The sequence below is a fragment of the Anianabacter salinae genome (assembly GCF_019061145.1).
In the GTDB taxonomy this organism is placed as follows: Bacteria; Pseudomonadota; Alphaproteobacteria; order Rhodobacterales; family Rhodobacteraceae; genus Anianibacter; species Anianibacter salinarum.
The window spans coordinates 59297-82459 of the sequence record NZ_JAHQZS010000001.1; the positions used below are offsets into that span (position 1 = coordinate 59297).

Here is a 23163-nt window from a genome sequence, read left to right on the forward strand (position 1 = left end):
AGACGATGTTCAAGGGACTGGGCGGGCTTGGCGACATGGCCAAGATGATGCAGGCGGCCAAGGACATGCAGGCCAAGATGAACGACCTGCAGGAAGAGCTTGAGACGATCATCGTCACCGGCGAATCCGGCGCGGGGCTGGTCAAGGCGACATCGACGGCCAAGGGCGTTCTGACGGGCCTTGATATCGACCCGTCGATCTTCAACGAAAGCGACAAGGAAGTCGCCGAGGACCTGATTCTTGCCGCGATCAAGGACGCGCAGGCCAAGGCGCAGGACCGCAGCCAGGACGAGATGGCAAAGCTGACCGAGGGCCTTGGCCTTCCGGCTGATTTCAAGATGCCGTTCTGAGCCGCGCTTGAGCGACACGCCACGCGAAATCGACGCCCTCATCGAGATGATGGCAAAGCTGCCGGGGCTTGGCCCCCGGTCTGCGCGGCGTGCCGTGCTGCACCTGATCCGCAAGCGCGGACAGCTCTTGATGCCGTTGGCGCAGGCGATGCGCGCCGTTGCCGATACCGCGCGCGAATGCCTCAACTGCGGCAACGTCGCGACCTCGGACATCTGCCCGATCTGCACCTCCGAAAAGCGCGCCAACGGCGAATTATGCGTCGTGGAAGAGGTCGCGGACCTCTGGGCGATGGAACGCTCGGGCCATTTCAAGGGGCGCTATCACGTCCTTGGCGGCACGCTGTCGGCGCTGGACGCAATCGGGCCAGAGGATCTGCGCATCCCCAAGCTGATCTCACGCATCGACAGCGAAGGCGTGACAGAGGTGATCCTTGCGCTGAACGCCACGATCGACGGGCAGACCACCGCACACTACATCTCGGACCAGTTGCAGGGCCGGGTGTCGGTGACATCGCTTGCCCAGGGCGTGCCGGTGGGCGGCGAGCTGGACTATCTCGACGACGGCACGATCAGCGCTGCCCTGCGCGCCCGTAAGGCGTTCTAGCGCGCGCCGCTCCATTTACCCAGAATGTCGATGACCGACGCGGGCGTGGGAACGCGGTATTGCGCCGCCGTCTCGCCTTCGCCCACCTTGATTGAGATACCGCCACGCTGTGCGATCATCGCCAGCGCAGGCTCGTCGGTGGAATCGTCGCCGAAGAACACCGGAACGCGGCCACTGAACGGCGGCTCGGTCATCAGCTCTTCGATGGCAAGGTCTTTGCCGATGCCCTTTGGCCGCATCTCGTAGGCCATCTTGACCGGGTGCATTTCGAAGTCGGGCCAGACTCCTTCCAGCGCCTGCATGAACTTGAGCACCTGGGAATGCGCCTCGGGAGCCTTGCGATAGTGCAGCGTGGCGCCGGTGGGCTTCTTTTCGGCGTGAAGGCCGGGCACCGAGTCAGCGAATTGCGCGACCATGTCGGCCAGATGATCCACCGCTTCGGTTCCTGCCATCGGGTGTTCAGTCAGCGTGCCGTCGCTTTGCCGTTGTGCGCCGTGGCTGCCGATCACATGCCCCGCGAAATCCGGCAGGTAGGACCGCAGCTTTTGCACGCTGCGACCCGAGACCAGCGCGACCGCGCCGCCGGTGGCGATCATCAGACGATCCAGCATCTCGGGCAGACCCTTGGCGATCTCGACCGAATCCGGCGTGTCTGCGATGTCCACCAGCGTTCCGTCGAAATCGAACAGCAGCGCGCTTTCGGACAGCTTGGGTGTCGGCAGGTCGGTCAGCGTGTCGCCTAGGTCCGGGGCCGAGAAGCCGATCATCTCGTAGAAGGTCATGCTTTCCATCTGGTCTCCTATCGGTGGCGTCGTCGGCCAGTGGGCCGCCACGCCGCCATTTCGTCGAAACGCGCAGGGGCGAACGTGTGTTCCCCTGCATCGGCGGCCGGGTTGGCCGTCATCATCCCACGACCGCCTCGCAGGATTCGTCCAGTAGCGTTATCTGCGCCCAGCCCGCGCCCGCGCCGACCCCGTTCTGCACTACCTCGACAAAGCTCCAGCCCCTGATCCTGTCGAAGCGAAAGAGGATCGTGTCGCCGGTGCGTATCGCGCCCAGCAGCGGCGAGATATCGTCGCGCGCCGCTCGCAGCGAAACCCGCCCGCCGCGCCAGCCGATGCAAGCGCGTTCGGTCCCGGTTCCGAGCGGCAGTTCGGCCACCTTGCGGCGCAACTCGATCTGGCTCACATCCAGCGTGGTGCGCGCGGTATCCACGGCGCAGCCAAGCTCTTCCTCGCGCCATGTCGCGTAAGCGATCAGGTATTGGTCGTCTCCTCCAAGCACGGGCTCCGCCTCGGTGCAGCCTTCGTTGTCGAACACCGCCTGCCCAAGAGGGCTTTCGAAGCAATAGCCATTGCGGTCCAGGATCAGGTTCCGCGTGAACCACAGATCGTCGCAGACATCCGAGGCAAGGGAAGCACCCGGAACCATTACCATCGACGCGACAAGGGCCAAGCGTTTCATGGTCTGTTCGTCCTGCTTTCATGGTAGCCGCAGAGGCAGCGGGAACCAACGGAAGCGGGCGTTCGGCACGCCGCGGGGCGGACCTTGCCCGATATATCCCCAAGGATGCCGAAGTCTTGGGCAGAGTCCACCCCGCGCGGCCCCGCCTCGTGCCAAGAAAAAGGCCCGCCGAGAGGGCGGGCCTTTGGGATTGATCAAGTCGGGCGGCGATCAGCGGTCGTCGTCATCCTCGTCGTCGTCGCTGTCGTTCGGCAGGTTGAAGAAGCTTTCCGCATCGGGGATCGCCTTGTTCTCGTCCTCTTCCGTGTCGTTGCCCGACAGCGAGAAGGTCTCGAGCCCCGAGATCGCCGTGGGGATCTTGGGTTCGGAGGACATGCCAAGCGACTGCTCGGTCGACACCAGCTTGCGCCGCTCGTCGTCGGTCAGAACCCCGCCCTCGGCTGCGCGCTTCTTCGCGGCCTTCTGCACGGCGGCATCAAGTTCGGACTGCTTGCACAGCCCCAGCGCAACCGGGTCGATTGGCTGGATGTTCTGGATGTTCCAGTGCGTGCGCTCGCGGATCGTCAGGATCGTCGGCTTGGTGGTGCCGACCAGCTTGGAGATCTGGCTGTCCGCCAGTTCGGGGTGGAATTTCACCAGCCACAGGATCGCGGCGGGGCGGTCCTGACGTTTGGACAGCGGCGTATAGCGCGGGCCGCGGCGCTTTTCCTCGCCGACGGAGGCCGGGTTGTGCTTGAGCCGCATCCGGTAGGCCGGGTCTTTCTCGGCCTTCTCGATCTCGGACTGGTCCAGCTGGTTGTTGGCGATCGGGTCAAAACCCTTAACGCCGGTGGCCACGTCGCCATCGGCGATGCCCTGCACCTCGAGTTCGTGAAGCTCGCAGAAATCGGCGATCTGCTTGAAGCTCAACGTGGTGTTGTCGACCAGCCAGACTGCGGTCGCTTTCGCCATCAGCGGTTTCGCCATGTTCCGTCTCCTTAGACAATATCTTCCTTCGCCGGGGAAAACGGCTGGTCCGGCTGGACCCTTACCACGTTTTCAGGGAAGTTCCGGTGATATAGTCCCTCGACGCTGCAGAGAAAAGAGAGAAATGCGCTGGTTCCTTGCCTTCCTCATGGCCGCAGGCGTGGCACGGGCCGACGGCGAGCGTGCCGGCGACTTCGACTATTACGTCCTGTCGATGTCGTGGTCGCCGACCTGGTGCGCGCTTGAGGGCGACGCGCGCGGCTCGCCGCAATGCGATGCGGACGCCGATTTCGGTTGGGTGCTGCACGGGCTTTGGCCACAATACGAGGACGGGTATCCCGCCAACTGCCCCACGACCGAACGAAATCCGTCTCGTGCGCAGACGGCCGCCATGGCCGACATCATGGGCACGGGCGGCCTTGCCTGGTATCAGTGGCAAAAGCACGGGCGTTGCTCTGGCTTGCCCGCGACCGCCTATTTCGAGCAGGCGCGCGCCGCCTTTGATGCCGTCGCCAAGCCCGAGGTGTTTCGCAAGCTGGACCGCCCCGTGACCCTGCCCGCCTCTGTGGTCGAAGAGGCATTCCTCAAGGACAACCCGGACCTGTCGGCGGACATGCTGACGATCACCTGCAAGGCCGGGCGCATCCAGGAGGCGCGACTGTGCCTGACGCAGGATCTGAAGCCACGGGTCTGCGGCGATGACGTGGTGCGCGACTGTTCCATGCGCGACGCACTGCTCGACCCGATCGAATAGGGCTTTCCCTTCGGCATCAATGAATTGTGTGCGGCATCCCGCCGCACCCGTGCTACCGTTATGCCAGCACCAGACGCGGCCGCGCATCCTGGGTGCGCGCCCGTGCTGGCTGACCGCAACACCAGCAAGGATACGTTCATGCCTGATACAGTCGTCAATCCCATCGCCTGGGCCGCGCGCAAGATCCTTGGCGCGGGTGAATACACCGCCGATGCCGCGCGCGCCGTCGGCACCGACCGCAGCACTGCAGAACCGGTCGTGCGAGAGATCGGCCTTGCCGACATCCGTGAGGCGCTGGGCAAAGGCTATCGCGACGCGATGCATTTTCGCGGCGATGTCCTGTTTATCGTCGTGCTTTACCCGGTGATCGGCCTGATCCTTGCGGGGGTCGGGCTGAACATGGACCTTCTGCCGCTTCTGTTCCCGCTGCTGGCAGGCTTTGCCATCGTCGGCCCGCTGGCCGCCACGGGCCTTTACCAGATGAGCCGCCTGCGCGAGGCGGGGAAAGAGGCTGGGTGGGGCGATGCGGTCCGCGTGATCGGCTCACCCGCCTTTCCGGCGCTCGTGGTGATGGGGCTGTATCTGATCGGGCTGTTCGTGGCCTGGTTGATGGTCGCGGCGCTGGTGCATTCGCTGACGCTTGGCCCGGAACAGCCCGCATCCATCGGCGCGTTCCTTGGCGCTGCGCTGACCACGCCCGAGGGTTGGGCGATGATCTTGATCGGCTGCGCGGTGGGTGCGGTGTTTGCCGCCGCCGCCATCTCGATCAGTATCGTTTCCTTCCCGCTGCTGCTCGACCGTGATGTCGGGGTGCCGCAGGCCATCGCCACATCTGTCGCCGTGGCGCGGAAGAACCCGCGCACCGTTGCCATCTGGGGCGCTATCGTCGCCGCTCTGCTGGTGCTCGGCGCGATCCCGGCGCTGATCGGGCTGGTCCTGGTGATGCCGGTCCTTGGCCACGCGACCTGGCACCTTTATCGCCGCGCCGTCGAGTAGGGTGGTTGGCGGGGGCGCGCGCCGTGCGCCCCCGCAGGGTCGAGCGGTCAGGCCCGTTACAATGTCAGGATCGTTTGCCCTGTGGTCTTGCGCGCCTCAAGCGAACGGTGCGCCTCGGCGACGTCTTCCAGCGGAAAACGCTGGTCGATGCGGATCTTCACCGCGCCGGACGTGACCTTGCCGAACAGCATCGCCGCCATGTCCTGACAGGTCTGGTGATCGCCGATATGGGTGAACAGCGTCGGCCGCGTGACCTTGAGCGATCCCTTCGACCCCAGCAGGCCAAGGTTGAACGGCGGCACCGGCCCCGAGGCATTGCCGAACAGGATCATCATGCCGAACGGCGCAAGGCAGTCGAGCGAGCCGTCGAAGGTGTCCTTGCCGACCGCGTCCATCACCACCTGCACGCCCTTGCCGCCCGTCAGCTCCTTGACGCGCGCCACGAAATCCTCGGTCCGGTAGTTGATGCAGGCATCGGCGCCGTGATCGAGCGCAAGCTGGCATTTCTCGTCGGTTCCGGCGGTGCCGATCAGCCGGATGCCCTCGGACCTGGCCCATTGGCAGGCGATCAGCCCCACACCCCCGGCGGCAGCGTGGAACAGCACCGTATCGCCCTCTTGCAGCGGCGTGGTGCGGTGGAACAGGTACTGCACCGTCAGCCCCTTGAGCATCATCGCCGCGCCTTCCTCGAAGGGGATCGCGTCTGGCAGGGGGCACACCTGCGCGGCGGGCATCACCCGCGCCTCGGTGTAGGCGCCGGGCGGGGCAGAGGCATAGGCGGCACGGTCGCCGACCTTCAGATGCGTCACGCCGTCGCCCACCGCTTCGACGATGCCCGCGGCCTCCATCCCAAGGGCTTGCGGCAGCGTGAGAGGGTAAAGCCCGTCGCGCTGGTAGACGTCGATGAAGTTCAGCCCGCAGGCCTTGTGCCGGATGCGGATCTCGCCCGGTCCCGGATCGCCGACGTCGCGGTCGACCACCTTGAGTTTCTCGGGTCCGCCGTGTTCCTCGATGATTACCGTTCTTGCCATCTGTCCCTCCCTTGTGTCGGTGTCACCCGACCTTCAACACGATCTTTCCGATATGGTCCGAGGTTTCCATGCGGGCATGGGCCTTGGCAGCCTCTGCCAGCGGATACTCACTGTCCATGACTGGCGCCACGGTGCCAGCCTCGAGCAGTGGCCAGACATGATCGCGCAGGCCTTCGGCTATCCTCGCCTTGGCCGCGTCCGATTGCGGGCGCAGGGTCGAGCCGGTGATGGTCAGCCGCCGTGCCATGACCTGCGCAAAGTTCAACTCGGCCTTGGGACCTGACAGAAAGGCTATCTGCACCAGCCGTCCGTCATCGGCCAGCGCCTTGACGTTCCGCGGGATATAGTCGCCGCCGACCATGTCGAGGATCAGGTTCGCCCCACCCTCGGCGCGCAGGATCTCGACGAAATCCTCGTCGCGGTAGTTGATCGCGCGCTCTGCGCCCAGTTCGGTGCAGACCCGGCACTTGTCCGCCGTGCCCGCAGTAGCGAAGACGCGCGCGCCGAAATGTGCGGCAAGCTGGATCGCGGTGGTGCCGATGCCGCTTGATCCGCCGTGGACGAGAAACCTTTCCCCGGCAGCGAGGCCGCCGCGCATGAACACGTTGGTCCAGACGGTGAAATAGGTCTCGGGCAGGCAGGCGGCCTCTTTCAGGCCGATGCCGAGCGGCACCGGCAGGGCGTGGGCCGCGGGCGTGGCGACGTATTCGGCATACCCGCCGCCGGGCAGAAGCGCGCAGACGGTATCGCCCACCGCCCAGTCGGTGACACCATCGCCCAGCGCGATGATCTCGCCCGAGGCTTCCAGCCCCGGCAGGTCCGACGCGCCGGGTGGCGGCGCGTAGGCGCCCGCGCGCTGCAACGCATCGGGGCGGTTCACACCCGCGTAGGCGACCTTGATGAGGATCTGTCCGTGTCCGGGCGTCGGCACGTCGCGCGTCGTGGGCTTCAGCACCTCGGGGCCGCCGGGTTCGGTGATCTCGACGGCGGTCATCGTCCTTGGCAGGGGCATCGTCACTCCTTGGGGGTCCAGTGTCCGGGCAGGTCGACCTGCGGCATCCGCGTCGGCGCCTTGACCTTGCTCATCAGCCAGTTCGGTCCGGCGAACACGCGCTTGAGCACCGGGTTGGCGTTCACTTGCGCCTTGGCCTTCTCGATCCGCATCACGTCATCGATGCGGCGGTCAAGAAAGGCCCAGGTCGCCTGATGGCCGGTGCTGTCATCGCCCAGCCAATACAGCACGACCGAGCCATAGACGCCCGACAGCGTCGCGCGCTTGGTGTACCAGTTGATGTCGTCGGACGGATCGCCCAGCGCGTCCCAGATGCGGTCGGCGGTGCCCCAGATCAGCCGCGCGCCCTCGGCGGCATGCATCGGCAGCGCGAACAGCGACGAGGCACGGCGCACCGCCTCGCGGTCGTCGATCGCCTCGACTCGCCAGCGCACCGCTTGTGCGACACGGTCGCGGAACCGCATCGCCGACAGGTCGGTGGCGGCGACCTTGCGCGCCATCTCGTCGTCGGCGCGCCGGTGATAGGCGATGGCAAGGTCCACGGCGCCCTTGGGGCAGACGGCGCGGGCCATGTCCGTGGAAACGCCTGCATCGCGGCAGGCGGCGCGGAACGCGGGTTCGGACCATCCGTCAAAGGCCACATGGGGCAGGATGGCGTCGACAAGAGCGGTTTTCACCGTCTCGGGGCTCGATGTCGGGTCGATCATGGGTGCCTCCGGTATGTCTGGTCTACACGGCAACATAAGCGCAACAGGCGCAAGGGCCAGCCCGCTCCGCCAGCCTGCACAGATGGCCAAAAGACTGGACAAAGCGGTGTTTCGCCCCTATGTCGAGGCCTCCTGCAAATCCTTGCAACCTCAACCTAGAAAGGTGGTGACAACCACATGCAGGTCAGTGTTCGCGACAACAACGTCGATCAGGCGCTTCGTGCCCTGAAGAAAAAGCTCCAGCGTGAGGGCGTTTTTCGTGAAATGAAGCTCAAGCAGCATTTCGAAAAACCGTCCGAGAAGAAAGCGCGCGAGAAGGCAGAGGCTATCCGCCGTGCCCGCAAACTCGCACGCAAGAAAGCTCAGCGCGAAGGCATGCTCTAACGGCGTGTGAACCTGTGGGCCCTCGGGCCTTTGTCAAATGACCCCCGCCGGTAGCCCGCGCGGGGGTTTGTCGTTTCTGGGGGCCATCCCTTGAGTCAGGCTTGCGGGTCAGGACGGATCGCCCGACTTGCCCTTGCGCCGCGCCTCGACCGCGTAATCGCCAAGTCGCTGCCGCGTCTGCATGCGGCGCACGACCGTGTCGGCGTAGGCGGTCCAGTCCTGTTCGGTCAGTGCGTCGAGGCCATGCGCGACGGGCGCATCGCCAAGCGCCTTGTCCTTCATCAGCTCCACAGGCAACGGCTGCACCTGGATGAAGGGCGCGTCCTTGTTCAGGAAGATCGGCACATCCGTCTTCAGAAGCCGGATGTTGGTGAACAGCGGCCCGAACCACCAGTCGGTCTGGATCACGCCCTCAAGCACTTCGTAGGCATCGGTGCGGCGCAAGTTCACCGGCCCCCGGACATAGGAATGGAGGCCCGGCCGGGTGCGAGCCAGCGCGCCCGTCCAGACCTGCAGGATGTCGCGGTCGGCGGTGCGGGCAAGGAACGGCGGAGAGTAGCCCCTGATTCGCTCTGGCGCCGATTCGTCGAAGCGTGTGCGAAAGCCCGGATACTGAATCGCGTCGTCGAGCGGATGCCAGGTGTCCCCCTCATCCAGCGAAAACCGGATATCATAGCCTGAAAACGTCAACCAAAGGCTGAAGGGCAGAAAAACATACCACCCAAAGCTGGACGCGGTGCGCACAGGTTCACAATATCTGAAACCATCGGTCGGCAAAGTGCCGAGGGCGGACTTGTCCGCCGCTTGTGGGGGGTGACCACCATCGATCAGGGAATAGAACTGGATCATGCTGCCGACCGCCCGCTGCCCTTGAATGCCAAAGGGCGGCGCGGAAACCGCACCGCCCTTGGAATGGTGATAGTGGCGGGATCAGGCAGACACAACCTTCGCGGTCTTCATGCCGGAGTTGCCGAGGCGGACGGCGGCGGTGTCACGCAGGTCGGCGGGGACCTTTGCGGTCTTCATGCCGGAGTTGCCGAGGCGAACGGCGGCGGTGTCGCGCAGGTCTGCGGGGACCTTTGCGGTCTTCATGCCGGAGTTGCCGAGGCGGACGGCAGCGGTGTCGCGCAGGTCTGCGGGGACCTTGGCGGTCTTCATGCCGGAGTTGCCGAGGCGGACAGTGGCGGTGTCACGCAGATCGGCGGGGACCTTGGCGGTCTTCATGCCGGAGTTGCCGAGGCGAACGGCGGCGGTGTCGCGCAGATCGGCAGGGACCTTGGCGGTCTTCATGCCGGAGTTGCCGAGGCGGACAGCAGCGGTGTCACGCAGGTCTGCGGGGACCTTTGCAGTCTTCATGCCGGAGTTGCCAAGGCGGACAGCAGCGGTGTCACGCAGGTCTGCGGGGACCTTTGCGGTCTTCATGCCGGAGTTGCCGAGGCGGACGGCAGCGGTGTCGCGCAGGTCGGCGGGCACTTTGGCAGTCTTCATGCCCGAGTTGCCAAGACGAACTGCACCGGTGTCGCGGAGAGCGCTGGGAAGGAGGGTCGTGGTCATGATATGCACCTCTGGATTGAGTTTGAGTCTCGTATTACGCTAGTAGGTTACGAGAATGACACCAAAGCACAAGACCAAGTATAAATTAACCTGTGGAAAAGTAGGTAAGCTGTTGATTAGAATAGTAACAATTTTTAACCCTGTTTTTCCGATGATGCTGTCGATGTTGCTTGCGTCGGTGGCTACGTTGACAGCGAAAGAGCTTAGTTCTCAAATTTCCGTCCAGAATCTCATATTTCTTAGAATGTTGATTGGCTCGGCATTTCTGCTTCCTGCGGCTGTTTCGCAGGGTTCGTTAATAAATGTTAACGCTCTAATCAAGGTGAGTGTTCTTAGGGGCGTTTTTCTTCTCGGAGTCACCGCCTTGTACTTCACTGCCCTTGGGGCGACAGACGCCGCGCTTGCGGCCACACTGTTCCACACCTACCCGCTTCTGGTGTTCCTTGTCGGCAGCCTGATCTATCGCGGGGGGGTGTCGATTGTCCCGCTGGCACTTTGCGGCGTGTCCTTTGTCGGCGTCGCCCTGATCCTTGGCCCGCACGCCGCAGCGGGCGAGATCGGCGCGGTCTTTGCGCTTGCCAGCGCCGTCCTGATGTCATTCCGCATCAACCTGGAACGTCAGCTGGAATTCGACCTGAACCCGTTGCAGGTGTTGTTCTTCAGCTCGCTCGCTGCCGCTGTCATGCTGGTTCCGTTCGTGGACTTCGGAACTCTCGTCCCCGGCACACACACCCTACTTCTGATCGTCCTGCTCAGCGCGGCGGCGACATTCAGCCAGCTGATCGCGCTGCACCTGATGGCGCTGGGCGAATGGAAGTCGGTCACGGTCTACGCCTACGCCGAGATCCCGTTCGTGCTGATCCTGTCGCTGCTGCTGTTCCAGACCTCGATCGCGCCGATGCAGGCCATCGGCATGGTGATCGTCATGGCGGCGGGGGTGATTTTCGTGAAGGCGCGCTAGACCGGCAGCGCGGTCGTCTCGCGCACCGTCTTGAGCGCAAAGGACGAATGCATCTGCGCCACGCCGGGCAGGCGCGACAGATAGCGGCGGTGGATGCGCGCGAAATCCTCGGTGTCGCGCACCGCCAGCTTGAGCAGGTAATCCGCAGTTCCCGCCATCAGGTGGCATTCCAGAACGTCCGGGATCAGCGCAATCTCGCGCTCGAAGGCGTCGAGCACCGAATCGGCCTGTGCGCTCAGCGTGATCTCGACGAACACGATGGTCTGCCGGTCCAGCGCACGCCGGTTGAGCAGGGCAACGTAGCGGTCGATGATTCCCTCGGCCTCAAGCCGGTGGACGCGCCGGTGGCAGGCCGAGGCGGACAGATGCACCCGCTCGGCCAGATCGGCATTCGAGATGCGGCCCGAGGATTGCAGAACCGTCAGGATGCGGCGGTCCGTGTCGTCGATATCCTGCATCGCGAAAGGAATCCTTGTGCGGTGTCCAATGCGCGCAAGGATCGTCGATGCAGCGGCGCTTGACCAGCGCCGCTGCGTCCTTGCGTCAGGCGCGCGCCTTCAGGGCGTCGCGGATTTCTGCCAGCAACTCGACCTCGGTCGGGGGCTTCGGCGCGTCGGGGGCGGCTTCGGGCTCGACGGCCTTGGTTTCGGCCGCGTCCTTCACCCGGTTCACTGCCTTGACCAGCATGAACACGACGAAGGCGATGATGAGGAAATTGAGGATCGCCATCAGGAACCGGCCATAGGCGAACACCGCCGCACCGGCCTCTTCGGCCGCTGCCAGCGTGGCATACTCACCGCCGTCCAGAACGAGGAAATAGTTGGTAAAGTCGATCCCGCCCATGAACAGGCCGATGATCGGGTTGATCAGGTCCGCCACCAGCGAGCTGACGATCGCCGTGAAAGCCGCGCCGATGATGATGCCGACGGCCATGTCCATGACATTGCCGCGCGCGATGAAATTCTTGAACTCTTGAAGCATGTGTCCCCACTTTTCCGGTCATGCGCCCCTGTGCCGGACGCTACGGCAACCGATAGCGAAACCGGAGCCGAAGAAAAGCCCTTTTGATCAAGCGGGCGGAAGGGTTCCGTGAAGCACGTAGCGGAGAATCTGCGCCACCTGTTCGGGGCGCTCTGCTACGGCCAGGGCAGCGGCGTTGACCTCTTTCAGCGCGTGGGCATGCTCGGGCCCGTGCAGCACGATCAGCGATTTGCCCAGCGCGGCCGCCTGACCGGCATCGAAGGCCGCGTTCCACTGCTTGTACTTTTCGCCGAACCGGACGACGACGATATCGGCATCGGCGATGCCCTTGCGGGTGCGGATCGCATTCAGGCGCGCGCCCTTGTGGTCATGCCAGATCTTGTCGGGCTCGTCCCCAAGGATCGCCACGCCGCAGCCGTCGCTTGCGGCGTGGTCGGTGACGGGGCCAGAGAAGACCACGTCAAGATCCCCTGCGGCGCTGGTAATCTGCTCGCGCCAGTCGGTGTGGATCTCTCCGGACAGGTAGACGGACAGGGTCATGCGTTCCTCCTTGGCGTTGGCCGCGGGCTCAGCCGCGCAATGTGCCGCCGGTCGCTTTCGTCACCTTCTCGACGATCTTCTTGCCGACCGCGTCGATTTCCTCGTCGGTCAGGGTCTTGTCGGTGGGCTGCAGCCGCACGGCGATGGCCAGCGACTTCCTGCCCTCGCCAAGCGATCCGCCGATGAACTCGTCGAACACGCGCACATCCTCGATCAGCGCCTTGTCGGCCCCGGCGGCGGCGTTGACCAGCGCCAGCGCCTCGACCTGGGCATCGACGACGAAGGCAAAGTCACGCTCGACCGCCTGCAGGCTGGAGGCGCCCAGGGCGCCGCGCGTCGCGGTCTTGGCCCGTGCGTCGGGGATTTCGTCCAGCGCGACGGTGAAGGCGACGGCGGGGCCTTTCACGTCCATCGCGGACAGGACCTTGGGGTGAATCTCGCCGAAGATTGCCAGCACCTTCTTGGGTCCAAGGCACACCATGCCGTGCCGTCCGGGGTGCCACTGGTCGCCCGCGCCGCGCAGGATCTGCGCCTTGGCGGGGGCCCCGGCAGAGGCCAGAACGGCCTCGGCATCGGCCTTGGCATCATAGACATCCACCGGGCGGCGCGTGCCGTGCAGATCCTTGGGTCCGCTGTGGCCGACCAGAAGCCCCGCGATCATCATGCGCTGCTCGCCGGGTTCGCCGCCCGAAAAGGCGGGGCCGACCTCGAACAGCGCCAGATCGGCAAAGCCGCGTGCCTGGTTGCGGGCGGCGGCCTGCAATAGCCCCGGGAGAAGCGACGGGCGCATGTGGCTCATCTCGGACGAGATCGGGTTGTCCAGCATCGTCGCTTCGGTGCCGCCGCCGAACAGGGCCGCCGATGCGGCGTCGATGAAGGAATAGGTGACGCATTCGTTGTAACCAAGCGACGCCGCCGTGCGGCGTGCGATCTGCTCGCGCCGCTGGATCGGAGTCAGGATCGGCTTGGGCACGCCGACGCTGGCGCGGGGCAGGGGACGCCCCTGCAGCTTGGTCAGCGACGCGATGCGCGCGACCTCTTCCACAAGATCGGCCTCGCCCAGAACATCGGGGCGCCAGCTTGGCGGCGTGGCCATGTCGCCGTCGAGCGTGAACCCCAGCGCGGTCAGCGTCGCGCGCTGCGTGCCGGCGGGAATGTCCATGCCCACCAGCGACTGCACCCGGTCGGTGTCCAGCCGGTAGGCGCGGGCGACGTCCGGCACCGCACCGTCCATCACCACATCAGAGGCCTCGCCGCCGCACAGATCGAGGATCATGCGCGTCGCCGCCTCGAGCCCCGGCAGGGTCAGGGCCGGATCGACACCCCGCTCGAACCGGTATCGGGCGTCCGAATTCACCTTGAGCCGCCGCCCGGTGGTGGCGATCGTGATCGGGTCCCAATAGGCGGATTCGAGGAAGACGTTGACCGTTTCCTCGGTGCAGCCCGAATGCTGCCCCCCCATGATCCCGGCGATGGATTCAGGGCCATTGTCGTCAGAGATCACCATCATGCCCGGCGCGAATTCATACGCCCGCTCGTCCAGCGCCTCGATGCGCTCGCCGCCCTTTGCGGAATGGATGCGCAGGTCGCCCGCCACCTTGTCGGCGTCAAAGACGTGCAGGGGGCGGTTCTGGTCGTAGGTGAAGAAATTGGTGATATCGACAAGGGCCGAGATCGGGCGCAGGCCGATGGCTTTCAGCCGCTTCTGCAGCCAGTCGGGGCTTTGCCCGTTTGTCACGCCGCGAATGACGCGGCCCGCGAACAGAGGGCAGCCCTTGGCCTTCACGTCCTCGTCGATGGACACGCCGATGGGGCTGGGGCCATTGCCGGGCACAGGTTCGGCAGTCCAGGCCTTCAGCGTGCCAAGACCGCGCGCCGCCAGATCGCGCGCGACGCCGCGCACGCCAAGTGCGTCGGGGCGGTTCGGCGTGATGGCGATGTCGAACACGGGGTCGATCTTGTCGGGCGCGTTCTCGGCCAGCCAATCGGCGAAAGCCGTGCCGACGGACGGCTCGCCCGGCAACTCGATGATGCCGTCGTGTTCGTCCGACAGCTCCATCTCGCGTTCCGAGCACATCATGCCGTGGCTCTCGACGCCGCGGATCTTGCCGACGCTGATCGTCGTGTCGAGACCGGGGATATACATGCCCGGCTTGGCGACGACGACGCGGATTCCCGCGCGCGCGTTCGGCGCGCCGCAGATGATCTGGCTGACCCCGTCATCCGTCTCGACCTGGCAGACCCGCAGACGGTCGGCGTCGGGGTGCTTTTCCGCGGACTGGACAAAGCCCACCGTGAACCCCGCCAGCCGCGCAGCCGGATCGACGATCTCCTCGATCTCCAGCCCCAGGTCGGTCAGCGCCTCGCCGATCTCGGCGACGCTGGCCGTGGTGTCGAGATGGTCCTTAAGCCAGGACAGGGTGAATTTCATGGCCGTGCCTCAGTCAGGGGGGATTGTCCCCGAATTTCATTCAAACTCGAACGATTGCGGTCATTATGTCGCCCAAATGAACGGCTAACCCTGCGGAAACGAGCAGTCCGCAAGGAACAACCGATATGGGCGAAACACATCCGCTTCTTCGCATCGTCGCCGCGCTGGTGCTGATCGCGTGCAGCATCCTCTACCTCGCCGACGGCGATCTGCGTCAGGGTGCCCCGCGCCTGTTCGCGGCCAGCGGCATGGGCGGTGCCGCCTGCCAGACGAATGCGCTGCTGATCTCGACGCGCTGCAAAAGCCAGACCGGCCGCAACGTGAACGGTGCGGTCTTTGTCAGCGCGACGTATCGCTAGGGTATTTGTGCGCCCCTGGTCCATGCCGGGGCGTCCTTAGCGCAGACCGGTGCCGGGGGGAAGGTGTCAGTCGGTGCAGGCGTAGGTCGCCTCGATGGTGCCCGATAGCTCTGGCAGGTGGTGCGTCATCAGCATCGTCATGATGCGGCCCTGCTGGTTCAGGTCGATCTCGAAGCCCGCGTTGTCGAACAGCCCCCCGACCGGCCCCCAGAACCCCTGGCCGGTGGCGACCGAGGCGTCGCCGTCCACCCACACCAGTTCCGCCGTCCAGCCGTTGTTCGCCTCGACGAAATACTTCTGGATCTCGGGGTTGTCTGCGATCAGCAGGCGGCATTCGAAGCAGTCGCCCGCATTCGATGTCAGTTGCACATAGTTGCCGCACAGCCCGAACGGCTGGGACTGCGCCGCGCCCGATACCGCGATGAGCGCGGCGATGGCGAAGAATCTGGTCATGCGGAAATTCCCTTGCGAACAATCGCGCAAAGCGTCCGCCGAGGGGCGCGCGGCTGTCAAGGACATCGAAGGGGTCTGGCGGGGAGGCGGGATAAATCCCGCCCTACGGGCGTGCTTTTCGGGATGGCGGGGTCAATCCAGCGCTGCAGGCGTAGGGCGGGACTTGTCCCGCCGCCACCGGAATATCTACCGGCTCAGCCCGCCGCGCATCGTCGGCACGTCGAGCGATGCAAAGCCGTAGTGCCGCAACCAGCGCAGGTCGCTGTCGAAGAACGCGCGCAGGTCGGGTATGCCGTACTTCAGCATCGCCAGCCGGTCGATCCCGATGCCAAAGGCAAAACCCTGGTAGACCGACGGATCGACGCCAGCGGCCTGCAACACTTTGGGATGCACCATGCCGGACCCCAGGATCTCCATCCAGTCGTCGCCCTCGCCGACCTTCAACGTGCCGTCCACCCAGGAACAGCGTAGGTCGACCTCTGCCGAAGGTTCGGTGAACGGGAAATGCGACGCGCGGAACCGCAGCTCAACCTCGTCTACCTCGAAGAAGGCGCGGCAGAATTCCTCGAGGCACCATTTCAGGTTCGCCATCGAGATGTCGGTGTCGATCGCCAGACCCTCGATCTGGTGGAACATCGGCGTGTGCGTCTGGTCGTAGTCCGACCGATAGACACGCCCCGGCGCGATCACCCGGATTGGCGCGCCCTGCTTTTCCATCGCGCGGATCTGCACCGGCGAGGTGTGGGTGCGCAAGACGTGCGGCGGGCGGTCGTCACCTTCGGCGCGGTGCATGTAGAAGGTGTCGAATTCCTGCCGGGCCGGATGCTCGGGCGCGATGTTGAGCGCGTCGAAGTTGTACCAGTCGCTTTCCACCTGCGGCCCTTCGGCCACGGCAAAGCCCATATCGGCGAAGATCGTCGTGACCTCTTCCGTCACCTGGCTGACCGGGTGAATGGTGCCCATGCGGCGCGGGCGGGCAGGCAGCGTGACGTCAAGCCACTCGCCCCGCAGGCGTTCGTTCAGCGCGGCATCCCCCAGCGCGGATTTCTTGGCGGCGAGCGCCGAGTTGATCTCGTCCTTGAGCGCATTCAGCGCGGGGCCGGCGGTCTGCCGTTCCTCGGGCGACATTTTGCCCAGCTCGCGCATCTTCAGGCTGATCTCGCCTTTCTTGCCGACCGCTGCCAAGCGCAGGTCCTCCAGCGCGGCCTCGCTGCCCGCTGCGTCGATTGCGGCAAGATACTTTCGTTTCAGATCGTCCATGAAACGCCCCTTCGCGCTGGTCGCGGGACTGCTAGCGAGCGGCGGGGCCGATTGCAAGCCGGGCTCAGCCTCCCGCGCCCACCGTCCGCGCCAGAAGCTGCCCCAGCACCTCGGAGCCGCGCAGGGACGGATGGATCAGGTCGTCGTCATAGAGCGCACGCGCGCCGCCGAACGGATCGCGGGTCAGCACATGCGTCACGCGCGGATCGGCGGCGGCCAGACGGGCAAAACGGCGGTCGAGTTCCGCCACCTCATCCGAGCATTTCGCAAAGGCACCACCGCCGCCCTGCGCCGGGCCGTAGTAGCCCATGATGAGGATATTCCGCCCGCCTGCCGCCTTCATCTGCTGGACAAGCCCGGGCCACAGCCCGCCGCTGCCATCGACCGAGATCAGCCTGTCGATCTCGGCATCGCAGCGCGAACAGTTGCAGATGCGGTTGAGATCGTTCGCGCCGCCGTTGGCGATGATCCAATCCCAGCTCCCGCGCCGAAGCTGCCCGCCGATGGTGCCCGGAAACAGCGATCCCTCGCGCGTCAGCCCCTGACCAGGGACAGATGCGTTCAGCACCGTGCGCCCGGTCGCCCGCGCTACGACATCCGGGATCGACGCGCTTTTGTCGCGGTTCCACGCCATCACGGAATCGCCGATGGCAAGGACTGATGGCTGGCCGCCCCCCGTGGTGCGCGCACAGGAGACGAGCGCCGTCAGAACAAGGGCAATCATGAGGATCAGGCGGGGCATGGGGCGGCCTTTCAGGGGAACAAGCTGCCAGAAAGGTAGGCGGCGGCGCGTTGCCTGCAAGCATGGTCATGCCGCGTCCTTGCAGCGAACCCGAACGCAAAGGGCCGCGTCCTTTCGAACGCGGCCCCTGACGTGAGATAGAAAAGAGCGATCAGGCGGCGGGAAGTGCGGCCTTGGCGCGATCGACGATCGCGTTGAACGCTGCAGGCTCGTGCACGGCAAGATCGGCGAGAACCTTGCGGTCCACCTCGATCCCGGCCAGCGACAGGCCGTTGATAAAGCGCGAATACGTCAGCGCCTCGTCATGGGCGCGGACGGCCGCGTTGATCCGCTGAATCCACAGCGCGCGGAAATTCCGCTTGCGAACCTTGCGGTCGCGGGTTGCGTACTGGTTCGCCTTGTCGACCGCCTGGGTGGCGGTGCGGAAGTTCCGGCTGCGCGAGCTGTAATAGCCTTTGGCGGCCTTCAGAACCTTCTTGTGGCGGGCGTGGGTGGTCGTTCCACCTTTGACACGGGACATATCAGGCTCTCCTTAGCGGTCGTAGGGCATGTAGGATTTGGCGATCTTCTGATCGGGCTCGCTCAGCACAGCTGTGCCGCGTGCGTCGCGGATGAATTTCTTCGTCCGCTTGATCATGCCGTGCCGCTTGCCTGCCTGACCGGCCATGATTTTGCCGGTCCCGGTCACTTTGAAGCGCTTCTTCGCGCTCGACTTGGTCTTCATCTTGGGCATTTCCGTCTCCTTCGGATGAGCGGTTGTCGCGCGACTCGGCATGCCACATAGGCCGGACGCGCACCTGAGCGCGGGCGTATACGACGCCCCAACACGTCTGGCAACCCCTGCCGGGACTACCGGATCAGATAGGCCAGGACCCGGACAAAGGCGTGCGGAACCTCGCGCAGGTCATACTGGGCCGGGCGCTGGCTGTGCGTGAAGAAAATCAGGCTGGCGCCAACGATCATCACGAACAGCGACGCCCTGGGCGAGCGTCGCTCTGCAAGCGCGCCGAAGAACGACGGCATCGCGAGACCGCACAGGATCACCCCGATGACGATGTAGACATCGTAGTTGCTCATCGGGACGAGCCTAGGTCACTCGGGCTCGGCGGCGAAGATCTCTTTCACGTCGCACGGCGCCACACGCAGAATGTTTGTGGTGCCGGGCTTGTTGAACGGAACCCCCGCCGTCACGACGATCTGGTCGTCCGCCGTGGCAAAGCCTTCTTCGGTGGCGGCGCGCACGGCCCGCACGACGGCTTGCTTGAACCGCGTCAGCTCGTCGGACATCACGCAATAGCAGCCCCAGGTCAGGCACAGCTTGCGCGCCGTGCCAATGCGGTGGGTCATCGCGATGATCGGGACGTGCGGGCGTTCACGCGCCACCAGAAGCGCGGTGGTGCCCGAATCCGTGAAGCAAGCGATGGCCTTGATATCCGCGGTCTCTGCGATCTCGCGGGCGGCCGACACGATACCGTCGGCGACGCTGGTCTTGTCCGCCCCGCGCGAGGCGTCGATGACATCGCGGTAGGTCGGGTCGTTCTCGACCTCGATGGCGACGTTGTGCATCGTCGTCACGGCTTCGATCGGATACTGGCCCGCCGCCGATTCCGCTGACAGCATGACGGCATCCGCGCCCTCGTAGATCGCGGTGGCCACATCGGACACTTCGGCCCGCGTCGGCATCGGCGATTCGATCATCGATTCGAGCATCTGCGTCGCGACGATCACCGGCTTGGCGGCGCGGCGGCAGGCACGGGTCAGGCGCTTCTGGATCGGCGGGACGTTCTGCACCGGCAATTCGACGCCCAGATCTCCGCGCGCCACCATGATACCGTCAGAGGCGTCGAGGATTTCCTGAAACGCCTTCACGGCTGCAGGCTTTTCGATCTTCGACAGGATCGACGCCCGGCCACGCGACAGCTCTCGCGCTTCGTTCACGTCGCGTGCGCGCTGCACGAAGGACAGGGCAAGCCAGTCCACGCCCAGTTCGCACACGAATTCCAGATCGGCGCGGTCCTTTTCCGACAAGGCGGCGAGCGGCAGCACCACGTCGGGCACGTTCACGCCTTTGCGGTTCGAGATCGTGCCGCCCACGGTAACGGTGCAATTGGCGAAATCCCGGCCACAGTCGTCGACCCGCAAACAAATCTTGCCGTCATTGACCAGAAGGCGCGACCCGGGTTCGAGCGCGTCGAAGATTTCCTTGTGCGGCAGCAGGACGCGCGTCGCATCGCCCGGCGCATCGTCAAGGTCGAAGCGGAACGCCTGGCCTTCCGTCAACTCCTCGGAGTCGTTGGCAAAGGTGCCGCAGCGCAGTTTGGGGCCCTGAAGGTCGGCGAGAATCGCGATGGGGCGACCCGTGTCCTCCTCCAACTGGCGGATGATCTTGTGCCGAGCGGCGATCTCGTCATGGCTGCCGTGGCTCATGTTCAGGCGGAACACGTCGGCCCCGGCCTCGAACAGCTTGCGTATCGTGTCGTAGTCGCTGGACGCGGGGCCCAGCGTGGCCACGATCTTCACGTTTCTGAGGCGTCTCATCGGATCGGTCGTTCCCTGTTCTTGCCCGCAGTTAGCGGTATCACGCACCGCCACCGCCCTGATGGCGGAAATTGGCGTCTGCCGCAACGGCGCGTTCGGCTTTGCGCGCGCAGAAAAGCGGCGCTGCGGCGTTCGGGTCAAGCAGCTTGCGTGCCAAGCCTGCGCCCGGCGCTTGATTCCGCACGTCGCCGCCCACAGCTTGGGCATAACGCCGAGGAGGATACACATGGACGACCAGACCCGCACGGAACTTGAAGCTGCCGCCTTTCGCCGCCTGCGCGACCACCTGCAGGAACGGACGGATGTTCAGAACATCGACATGATGAATCTGACCGGGTTCTGCCGGAACTGCCTGAGCCGCTGGTACATGGAAGCCGCGCAGGAGCGGGGCATCGACATGGGCAAGGAGGACGCCCGGACCATCGTCTACGGAATGCCCTATGACGAGTGGAAAGACCGCCACCAGACCGAGGCGAGCGCAGCGCAACAGCAGGACTTTGCCAAAAGCCCGCCGGACCACTGAGGCGTGATTTGGCAGCCGGGACATTCGCCAATATGATCTGAACCATGAAACGCTTCCTGCAGATCATGGCGATCGCCGCGACGCTTGGCGCCGCACCTGTCCATGCGGCCGACCCGCATCCGCAGCTTGTCCTGTCGGTGCAGCAACGGCTTGACGGGGCGGGTTACGCTGCCGACGTCTCGCGCTATGATGTGGCGACCGTCGCCGCGCTTCACCTCGCGCTCAGCGGCAACGACCCCTGGTTCGAGAAGAACCGCCGCATAAACGCCATTCTGATGAACCCCGGACTGAAAGCGAAGTGACCATGTTCCGCCTGATACCCCTGATCGCGCTTCTGGCGCTTGCCGCTCCGGCGCACGCCGACGCGCGCAACACGCAGCTGGAATCGCTGGTGGCCAATGAAATCGACACCTACGTTGACGGGGTCGATGTCGCGGACCTGTCGAACGGCCAACTGGCGACGATCTACAGCATCATGCACGGCGGGCGCAGCGAATCCGACAAGCGCGCGATGATCCGTTCTGCCATAGGCGGGCGCAACACGCTGCGCGGTCTTCTGTTCAACTGACGCCCTTGCCATGCCCCGCCCGGTCGCGCCAATACGGGCGTGCATCCGGGAAGGGGACGAGACATGGCAAATCCGCTGTATGACCGGCTGTTCGGTCGCCACGCCGGGAACCCGGCTCCATTCCTGCACACCGACTGCGGCGAGACGATCAGCTACGCCGAGTTCGTACGCCGCGCGGCCCGGCTGGCCAATGCGCTGACGGCGCTTGGCCTCGGCCCGGGCGACAGGCTCGCCGCGCAGATCGACAAGTCGCCCGAAGCGCTGATGCTCTATGCCGCCTGCGCGCAAGCGGGCGTGGTGTTCCTGCCGCTCAACACCGCCTACACCGGCGCCGAGATCACCTATTTCATAGAGAATTCCGGCGCCGCCCTGTTTGTCTGCGACGGACGCACCCGCGACACGCTTGCGCCGATTGCGGATGCGGCGGGCGCGCGGGTCGAGACGTTGAACGGCGATGGCACGGGATCGCTGACCGATCTGGCGGCCAGTCAGCCGGACACCTTCGACACCGCGCCGCGCAGCGACGGCGACCTCGCCGCGCTTCTGTATACTTCGGGCACGACGGGCCGGTCCAAGGGCGCGATGCTGAGCCAGCGGAACCTGCTGTCGAACGCCGAGACGTTGGCGGCGCACTGGAGCTTCACTTCCGATGACGTGCTGTTGCACGCGCTGCCGATCTTCCACACGCACGGCCTGTTCGTGGCGACCAACGTCATGCTGCTGGCAGGGGGATCGATGATCTTTCTGCCGAAATTCGATCTGGACCGGATGATTGCCGAGATGCCGCGCGCCACGACGATGATGGGCGTGCCGACATTCTACACCCGGCTTCTGTCGGACGCCCGGTTCGACCGTGATCTGACCGCCGGAATGCGTCTGTTCATCTCGGGCTCTGCCCCGCTGCTGGCCGAGACGCATCGCCAGTTCGAGGACCGCACCGGCCACCGCATCATGGAACGCTACGGGATGACCGAGACGAACATGAACACCTCGAACCCCTATGACGGCGACCGCCGCGCGGGCACGGTCGGATTGGCGTTGCCGGGCGTCGAGCTGAAGATCTGCGATCCCGAAACCGGCGCGACCCTGCCGCAAGGCGAGATCGGCGTGATCGAGGTGCGGGGCGAGAACGTGTTTCAGGGCTATTGGCAGATGCCCGAAAAGACCCGCGAGGAACTGCGCGCGGACGGGTTCTTCATCACCGGCGATCTGGGGATGATCGACGCGGACGGTTACGTCACCATCGTCGGACGCGGCAAGGATCTGGTGATCTCGGGCGGCTTCAACGTCTATCCAAAGGAGGTCGAGGATGCGCTTGACCAGCAACCCGGCGTTCTGGAAAGCGCGGTGATCGGCGTGCCGCATCCCGATTTCGGTGAGGGCGTCGTGGCGGTGCTGGTGCCGCAACCCGGCGCGGCGATCGACACCGGCGCGCTTGCTGCGGCCCTCGGCGAGACGTTGGCGAAGTACAAGCAGCCCAAGCGGTTCGTGGTCGTGGACGAGCTGCCCCGCAACACGATGGGCAAGGTGCAGAAGAACGCGCTGCGCGAGACCTACGGCGACAGTTTCACCTGATCCCTCGGGCAGCGGATGGCGGCCTTGACGATGTTCGTATCGCCCTCGACCGAGCGCGGGATCACTGCGCAGCCGGTGGCGAGTTCGATCGCGGTCACGCCCCGCGCCACCATCGACGCGCGGGCGATGCGCGCGTCCCAGCCGATGCGGATCGCCTCTGCCTTACCGCGCTGCGCCCGAACGTTGAAGGTCGCGCCGTCCACCTCGACCCGCGCCGCATCCGCCCCCCACATCGACGGGCTTGGGCTGTCGCACGCGGACAGCCCAAGGCACAGGACAACAACGACACCATGTTTCATCCCGCCATACTTGACCGCCGCGTGTTAACCGCCGGTTAATCGGCTCCGGTGACCCCGGATCGCATCGACGCCTTGCACATGCCCTGCGCTCGCGCCAGCATCGAGGGGCAT

31 protein-coding genes are annotated in these 23163 nt (G+C 65.1%); 11 read left to right on the plus strand and 20 right to left on the minus strand.

Annotated features, from left to right (window positions below; genetic code table 11):
- The first annotated feature begins 5 nt into the window (after nucleotides 1-5).
- Both KTJ87_RS00285 and recR read left to right on the plus strand, forming a co-directional pair.
- Complete coding sequence (locus KTJ87_RS00285) at nucleotides 6-350, plus strand: YbaB/EbfC family nucleoid-associated protein (protein ID WP_267137066.1); 345 nt, start codon at nucleotides 6-8, stop codon at nucleotides 348-350.
- Nucleotides 351-357: 7 nt separating this feature from the next.
- Complete coding sequence (gene recR, locus KTJ87_RS00290; protein ID WP_267137067.1) at nucleotides 358-954, plus strand: recombination mediator RecR; 597 nt, start codon at nucleotides 358-360, stop codon at nucleotides 952-954.
- Here recR and otsB read toward each other — a convergent pair.
- From otsB to KTJ87_RS00305, 3 genes are all read right to left on the minus strand, one after another.
- Entirely contained in the window at nucleotides 951-1745 is a 795-nt protein-coding gene (gene otsB / locus KTJ87_RS00295; protein WP_267137068.1) for a trehalose-phosphatase, read from the minus strand. The genes recR and otsB overlap by 4 nt on opposite strands.
- 112 nt (nucleotides 1746-1857) lie before the next feature.
- Entirely contained in the window at nucleotides 1858-2418 is a 561-nt protein-coding gene (locus KTJ87_RS00300; protein WP_267137069.1) for a DUF4453 domain-containing protein, read from the minus strand.
- A gap of 210 nt (nucleotides 2419-2628) precedes the next feature.
- On the minus strand, nucleotides 2629-3384 hold the full coding sequence (locus tag KTJ87_RS00305) for a DUF1013 domain-containing protein (protein ID WP_267137070.1): 756 nt from the start codon (nucleotides 3382-3384) through the stop codon (nucleotides 2629-2631).
- Nucleotides 3385-3508: 124 nt separating this feature from the next.
- Here KTJ87_RS00305 and KTJ87_RS00310 point away from each other — a divergent pair, with 124 nt between their 5' ends.
- Complete coding sequence (locus KTJ87_RS00310) at nucleotides 3509-4138, plus strand: ribonuclease T2 (protein ID WP_267137071.1); 630 nt, start codon at nucleotides 3509-3511, stop codon at nucleotides 4136-4138.
- A gap of 138 nt (nucleotides 4139-4276) precedes the next feature.
- Nucleotides 4277-5134, plus strand: a complete 858-nt coding sequence (locus tag KTJ87_RS00315) for a DUF2189 domain-containing protein (RefSeq protein WP_267137072.1) — start codon at nucleotides 4277-4279, stop codon at nucleotides 5132-5134.
- Nucleotides 5135-5190: 56 nt separating this feature from the next.
- On the opposite strand, the gene KTJ87_RS00320 is transcribed toward KTJ87_RS00315, so the two are convergent.
- Genes KTJ87_RS00320 through KTJ87_RS00330 form a run of 3 tightly spaced genes read right to left on the minus strand, consistent with a single transcriptional unit; the run spans nucleotide 5191 to nucleotide 7884 of the window.
- Nucleotides 5191-6165 (minus strand): quinone oxidoreductase family protein, encoded by a 975-nt coding sequence (locus tag KTJ87_RS00320; protein ID WP_267137073.1) that lies wholly within the window; start codon nucleotides 6163-6165, stop codon nucleotides 5191-5193.
- 22 nt (nucleotides 6166-6187) lie between these two features.
- Nucleotides 6188-7171, minus strand: a complete 984-nt coding sequence (locus KTJ87_RS00325; RefSeq protein ID WP_267137902.1) for an NAD(P)H-quinone oxidoreductase — start codon at nucleotides 7169-7171, stop codon at nucleotides 6188-6190.
- Between the two features lie 8 nt (nucleotides 7172-7179).
- A complete protein-coding gene (locus tag KTJ87_RS00330; protein ID WP_267137074.1) occupies nucleotides 7180-7884 on the minus strand; it encodes a COQ9 family protein in 705 nt (234 codons plus the stop codon).
- 177 nt (nucleotides 7885-8061) lie between these two features.
- On the opposite strand from KTJ87_RS00330, the gene rpsU reads away from it, so the two are divergent.
- Entirely contained in the window at nucleotides 8062-8268 is a 207-nt protein-coding gene (gene rpsU / locus KTJ87_RS00335; protein WP_008207378.1) for a 30S ribosomal protein S21, read from the plus strand.
- A gap of 108 nt (nucleotides 8269-8376) precedes the next feature.
- Here rpsU and KTJ87_RS00340 read toward each other — a convergent pair whose 3' ends face one another.
- A complete protein-coding gene (locus KTJ87_RS00340; protein WP_267137075.1) occupies nucleotides 8377-8958 on the minus strand; it encodes a DUF6065 family protein in 582 nt (193 codons plus the stop codon).
- A 240-nt stretch (nucleotides 8959-9198) separates the two neighbouring features.
- Nucleotides 9199-9822 (minus strand): hypothetical protein, encoded by a 624-nt coding sequence (locus KTJ87_RS00345; RefSeq protein ID WP_267137076.1) that lies wholly within the window; start codon nucleotides 9820-9822, stop codon nucleotides 9199-9201.
- Between the two features lie 163 nt (nucleotides 9823-9985).
- Between KTJ87_RS00345 and KTJ87_RS00350 the strand changes: the two genes are divergently transcribed.
- A complete protein-coding gene (locus KTJ87_RS00350) occupies nucleotides 9986-10783 on the plus strand; it encodes a DMT family transporter (protein ID WP_323371627.1) in 798 nt (265 codons plus the stop codon).
- Here the strand turns inward: KTJ87_RS00350 and KTJ87_RS00355 are convergent.
- The 4 genes from KTJ87_RS00355 to pheT all read right to left on the minus strand — a co-directional run bounded on the left by KTJ87_RS00355 (nucleotide 10780) and on the right by pheT (nucleotide 14735).
- Nucleotides 10780-11241 carry an Lrp/AsnC family transcriptional regulator gene (locus KTJ87_RS00355; RefSeq protein WP_267137077.1) on the minus strand — a complete coding sequence of 154 codons (462 nt, stop codon included), beginning with the start codon at nucleotides 11239-11241 and terminating at the stop codon, nucleotides 10780-10782. The genes KTJ87_RS00350 and KTJ87_RS00355 overlap by 4 nt on opposite strands.
- An 85-nt stretch (nucleotides 11242-11326) precedes the next feature.
- Nucleotides 11327-11764 carry a large conductance mechanosensitive channel protein MscL gene (mscL, locus tag KTJ87_RS00360; RefSeq protein WP_267137078.1) on the minus strand — a complete coding sequence of 146 codons (438 nt, stop codon included), beginning with the start codon at nucleotides 11762-11764 and terminating at the stop codon, nucleotides 11327-11329.
- Between the two features lie 87 nt (nucleotides 11765-11851).
- Nucleotides 11852-12304, minus strand: a complete 453-nt coding sequence (locus tag KTJ87_RS00365) for a YtoQ family protein (RefSeq protein WP_267137079.1) — start codon at nucleotides 12302-12304, stop codon at nucleotides 11852-11854.
- A gap of 28 nt (nucleotides 12305-12332) precedes the next feature.
- Nucleotides 12333-14735 carry a phenylalanine--tRNA ligase subunit beta gene (gene pheT, locus KTJ87_RS00370; RefSeq protein WP_267137080.1) on the minus strand — a complete coding sequence of 801 codons (2403 nt, stop codon included), beginning with the start codon at nucleotides 14733-14735 and terminating at the stop codon, nucleotides 12333-12335.
- A 125-nt stretch (nucleotides 14736-14860) separates the two neighbouring features.
- Here pheT and KTJ87_RS00375 point away from each other — a divergent pair, with 125 nt between their 5' ends.
- The gene (locus KTJ87_RS00375) at nucleotides 14861-15094 is read left to right on the plus strand and encodes a hypothetical protein (RefSeq protein ID WP_267137081.1); all 234 of its coding nucleotides are present in this window, start codon (nucleotides 14861-14863) and stop codon (nucleotides 15092-15094) included.
- 66 nt (nucleotides 15095-15160) lie between these two features.
- Here KTJ87_RS00375 and KTJ87_RS00380 read toward each other — a convergent pair whose 3' ends face one another.
- From KTJ87_RS00380 to pyk, 7 genes are all read right to left on the minus strand, one after another.
- Nucleotides 15161-15547, minus strand: a complete 387-nt coding sequence (locus KTJ87_RS00380; protein WP_267137082.1) for a hypothetical protein — start codon at nucleotides 15545-15547, stop codon at nucleotides 15161-15163.
- Nucleotides 15548-15733: 186 nt separating this feature from the next.
- Complete coding sequence (gene pheS, locus KTJ87_RS00385) at nucleotides 15734-16807, minus strand: phenylalanine--tRNA ligase subunit alpha (protein ID WP_267137083.1); 1074 nt, start codon at nucleotides 16805-16807, stop codon at nucleotides 15734-15736.
- Between the two features lie 64 nt (nucleotides 16808-16871).
- The gene (locus KTJ87_RS00390) at nucleotides 16872-17549 is read right to left on the minus strand and encodes an SGNH/GDSL hydrolase family protein (RefSeq protein WP_267137084.1); all 678 of its coding nucleotides are present in this window, start codon (nucleotides 17547-17549) and stop codon (nucleotides 16872-16874) included.
- Between the two features lie 151 nt (nucleotides 17550-17700).
- Nucleotides 17701-18069: a 50S ribosomal protein L20 gene (gene rplT / locus KTJ87_RS00395; RefSeq protein ID WP_267137085.1), complete on the minus strand. Its 369-nt coding sequence runs from the start codon at nucleotides 18067-18069 to the stop codon at nucleotides 17701-17703.
- 12 nt (nucleotides 18070-18081) lie between these two features.
- Nucleotides 18082-18282, minus strand: coding sequence for a 50S ribosomal protein L35 (rpmI, locus tag KTJ87_RS00400; protein WP_267137086.1), 201 nt, complete (start codon nucleotides 18280-18282; stop codon nucleotides 18082-18084).
- 116 nt (nucleotides 18283-18398) lie between these two features.
- The gene (locus tag KTJ87_RS00405; protein ID WP_267137087.1) at nucleotides 18399-18626 is read right to left on the minus strand and encodes a hypothetical protein; all 228 of its coding nucleotides are present in this window, start codon (nucleotides 18624-18626) and stop codon (nucleotides 18399-18401) included.
- Between the two features lie 15 nt (nucleotides 18627-18641).
- Nucleotides 18642-20087, minus strand: a complete 1446-nt coding sequence (gene pyk, locus KTJ87_RS00410) for a pyruvate kinase (protein ID WP_267137088.1) — start codon at nucleotides 20085-20087, stop codon at nucleotides 18642-18644.
- 226 nt (nucleotides 20088-20313) lie between these two features.
- Between pyk and KTJ87_RS00415 the strand changes: the two genes are divergently transcribed.
- From KTJ87_RS00415 to KTJ87_RS00430, 4 genes are all read left to right on the plus strand, one after another.
- Nucleotides 20314-20610 carry a DUF1244 domain-containing protein gene (locus KTJ87_RS00415; protein ID WP_267137089.1) on the plus strand — a complete coding sequence of 99 codons (297 nt, stop codon included), beginning with the start codon at nucleotides 20314-20316 and terminating at the stop codon, nucleotides 20608-20610.
- Between the two features lie 44 nt (nucleotides 20611-20654).
- Nucleotides 20655-20912 carry a hypothetical protein gene (locus tag KTJ87_RS00420; RefSeq protein WP_267137090.1) on the plus strand — a complete coding sequence of 86 codons (258 nt, stop codon included), beginning with the start codon at nucleotides 20655-20657 and terminating at the stop codon, nucleotides 20910-20912.
- 2 nt (nucleotides 20913-20914) lie between these two features.
- On the plus strand, nucleotides 20915-21178 hold the full coding sequence (locus KTJ87_RS00425) for a hypothetical protein (RefSeq protein WP_267137091.1): 264 nt from the start codon (nucleotides 20915-20917) through the stop codon (nucleotides 21176-21178).
- A gap of 63 nt (nucleotides 21179-21241) precedes the next feature.
- Entirely contained in the window at nucleotides 21242-22753 is a 1512-nt protein-coding gene (locus tag KTJ87_RS00430) for a malonate--CoA ligase (RefSeq protein ID WP_267137092.1), read from the plus strand.
- Here the strand turns inward: KTJ87_RS00430 and KTJ87_RS00435 are convergent.
- Nucleotides 22732-23052, minus strand: a complete 321-nt coding sequence (locus KTJ87_RS00435; protein ID WP_267137093.1) for a hypothetical protein — start codon at nucleotides 23050-23052, stop codon at nucleotides 22732-22734. The genes KTJ87_RS00430 and KTJ87_RS00435 overlap by 22 nt on opposite strands.
- Nucleotides 23053-23163 lie beyond the last annotated feature (111 nt).